General features: G+C 59.9%; 4 protein-coding genes. All 4 read right to left on the bottom strand.

Translation table 11 applies throughout. The features are described from left to right. The coding region (locus tag H5U38_05910; protein ID MBC7186552.1) for a lysine 2,3-aminomutase at positions 1-239 on the bottom strand (239 nt) is incomplete at its 3' end. Further along, the gene (locus tag H5U38_05905; GenBank protein ID MBC7186551.1) at positions 193-744 is read right to left on the bottom strand and encodes a GNAT family N-acetyltransferase; all 552 of its coding nucleotides are present in this window, start codon (positions 742-744) and stop codon (positions 193-195) included. The genes H5U38_05905 and H5U38_05910, both read right to left, overlap by 47 nt. After that, positions 731-1,759: a D-alanine--D-alanine ligase gene (locus tag H5U38_05900; GenBank protein MBC7186550.1), complete on the bottom strand. Its 1,029-nt coding sequence runs from the start codon at positions 1,757-1,759 to the stop codon at positions 731-733. The genes H5U38_05905 and H5U38_05900 overlap by 14 nt, the downstream gene beginning before the upstream one ends. Next, on the bottom strand, positions 1,756-2,554 hold a 799-nt coding region (locus H5U38_05895), incomplete at its 5' end, for an ATP-grasp domain-containing protein (protein ID MBC7186549.1). The genes H5U38_05900 and H5U38_05895, both read right to left, overlap by 4 nt.

The raw sequence follows: 2,554 nt of genomic DNA, 5'->3' as shown, positions 1-2,554 counted from the left end.
CTGTCTTCCGCCAATGGGTCCTGAAAAAGCTGAGTGTCCTCCAGCTCACGGACGTCGGGCACCACTTGCTTGTAGAGCGGGTCGTCCTTGCTCTTTATCAACGAAAGATAGTACGGGGTAATGCGGATCTTGAATTGGCGTTCTACTCTCTCCAGGTCCTCCAATGGAATGTTGAACTTCTTGGCCAGTTGCTCAGCGCTGGTGATGCTCCGCTGCAGTTGTCGCCGCCAGCCTTCCATGTGGTGTTTGCCCTCCTTCAGGCATTGCGTTGAGGCGCTTGGCAAAGATCAGTCTATCGTCACCCGGGCGGTAGAAATCCTTGATGCGCGCCTCGACCGTGTAGTTGTTCCGTAAGTAGAACTGCTGCGTTGGCAGATACTTCTTCTGCGAGGACGTCTCAATGATGATGAGGCGACCGTTCTGGCTCTTCACATACTCCTCCACGAACTGCAGGAGTTGCTTGCCGACTCCCTGGTTTTGCATGGCCGGGGCGACCGCGATCCAGTACAAGTCGAAGGTGCCCTCCGTTGCTGGAGTAGGGCCGAAACAGACATAGCCTGCCACCTGTCCACTCTCGGCCACCGCAGCATAGACCAGATAGTCCCGCTGCTCCTTGTTGAAGAGATACGTGTCGATCAATTCCATGGCCACGTTTACCTCGGCCATGGTAAACATGTCCGTCTGCTGGAGGATCTCATAGACCGCGGCACGATCCTCCGGCTGCAGTTTCCTAATTGTGATCATTGTGACCCCTACTCAATGCGTGCGCAAGCAGGTGATCCACAAACTCCTCGAATGTAATTCCCGCCGCCTTGAGGGCACGGGCGTACCCGGCCTCCAGGGAAATGTCCGGATTGGGATTGAACTCCAACACGAAGATCGCCCCCTTGGCGTCCACCCGCATGTCCACCCGACCGTAGTCGCGGCCGTGGAGCAGGTGGAATACGCGCAGTGCCGTCCGCTCCAGTCGCCGCCGCAGAGCTGCCTCCACTCGGGCCGGGCAGATGGCAGGGGTGCTTTGATAAAGCGGATGGTCGGGCAGCCATTTCGCTTCGTAGCTGGTAATGCGCGGGGCGTTAGCCTCCAGCGCCGAAAAGTCGATTTCCGAGAGTGGCAATACCTGCGGCGGCTCGCCATCGAGCACGCTCACGTTGAACTCCCGTCCGTCGACATACTCCTCCACGAGCACCGGTTGCCGATACTTGGTCAATAAGGCCTCCACCACCTCCGGCAGCTGCGTTGCCTCTTTCACTACCGACTGGGGGGTAATGCCGAGGCTGGCATCCTCTTGCGAAGGCTTAGCTATGGCCGGAAGACGGAGGCAGAGGTCCGTGGACCTCGGCACAGCGGTGTAGACGTGATATGCCGGGGTACGGATCCCCGCGGCGGCGAACAGTTGCTTGGCCACCACCTTGTTCTGCGCCATGCCTAAGGCCAGGGGAGGGTTGCCCGTGTACGGCACCCCCAGCAGTTCCCAGACACCTGCCACCGCCATCTCGTGTTGCGCCTTCCCCTTGTAAGCCTCACACAGGTTGAAGATGACGTCCGGCTTTGCTCGGCGCACATCCTCAATGGCTCTTCCAATGTCATCTACCGCCAAGTGGCTAGGGTGGTGACCGAGATGCAACAATGCCTGGGAGACAGCCTCCACCTCATGTCTCACCGCAGCTTCAGAAACCCAATCAGGATCGTCGTCCACTGGCGGCACCACCTTGTCATAGGCCACCAGCACCCTCAACCCTTGCCGGCTCGTCCTCATGTCGCAGTCATCCCGTATCGCGCTGCAGCGATCTCCACTACGTGGTTCACCATCTGCTGGTAGCTGTATCCTGCGGTGCGCGCCGCCTTGGGGAAGCATGAGTTGTCCTCTGGGTTCGGCAGAATCCCCGGCAGCGGATTCAGCTCCAGTACGTGCGGACGTCCTGCGGCATCTGCCCGCACGTCGATGCGACACCAATCCCGAATGTGCAGCACACGGTAGGCCCGTCTCACCAGCTGCTCGAGCTCGGCCCGTTCCTGGGCCGCCAAGGGGGCCGGGCACTCGAAGATGCGCAGCGGCTGCTCTGGCCTATCCCAGACCCACTTCGCCTCGTAAGAGTACAGCGGGCGCGCCCCGGCAGGAAGCTGATCGTAGACGATCTCGACGATGGGGAGCACCTCCAGGTTATCGCCGTTGCCCCACACCGCGACGGTGAATTCGCGGCCAGTGAGGAATTCCTCCACCAACACGGGTTGCTCGTACGTGGCCCAGCACTTTGCCACTCGCTCCCTCGCCTGCGCAGGCGTGTCGGCCACTGAGTCATTGAAAACCCCTTTGCTGCTGCCCTCCGACACCGGTTTCACAATCACCGGAAAGCGCAGACCACTCAGTTCTACTTCCTCCCCCACCTGCGCGACTTTGAACCTCGGCGTAGGGATGCCGTAGTAGCTGAGGATCTCCTTTGCCCGCGCCTTGTTCAGACAGATGGCGAGAGTGAGAGGACCTGAGCCCGTGTAAGGGATGCCCAACTGTTCACACAACATGGGCACATAGGACTCGCGAAAATCGCCGAAC

The organism is Calditrichota bacterium (genome assembly GCA_014359355.1).
Classification (GTDB): domain Bacteria; phylum Zhuqueibacterota; class Zhuqueibacteria; order JANLFK01; family Oleimicrobiaceae; genus Oleimicrobium.
Note: the sequence above shows the minus strand (reverse complement) of the source record. Positions and strands in the feature narration are given on the sequence as shown.